Here is a 374-nt window from a genome sequence, read left to right as displayed (position 1 = left end):
GGTGGCGGCTGCCGAGGGATCCGTACCACCTGGAGTCGAGCGTGCCCGGTGTCTTCGCTGCGGGGGATGTGCGCTCCTCCTCGGTCAAACGTGTCGCCTCGGCCGTCGGCGAGGGAGCCATGGGCGTCGCGCTGGTGCACCGCTATCTGGAGGCGCAGTGACCACCTCAGCACATCTGTCGCCGGCGCAGTTGCAGACTCTGTTCCTGTTCGAGGAGCTCAGCGACGAGCAGCTCGACTGGCTGGCAGAACGCGGCCGTGCGGAGCAACTTCCTGCCGGAAGCGTGGTGTACGCGGAGGGCGAGCGGGCCACGTGCTTCTTCGTGCTGCTCAGCGGAGCGATCGCGCTCAGCCGTGTGCTGCACGGCGACGAGG

Annotated in this window: 1 protein-coding gene; it reads left to right on the top strand. The window is 68.4% G+C overall.

Annotated elements, in window-relative coordinates:
* Positions 1-157 precede the first annotated feature (157 nt).
* Positions 158-374: cyclic nucleotide-binding domain-containing protein (locus tag AC1DUE_RS20775; protein ID WP_477041287.1), on the top strand; the 217-nt coding region annotated here is incomplete at its 3' end.

The sequence above is a fragment of the Cellulomonas sp. P4_A2 genome, from assembly GCF_056402515.1.
Note: the sequence above shows the minus strand (reverse complement) of the source record. Positions and strands in the feature narration are given on the sequence as shown.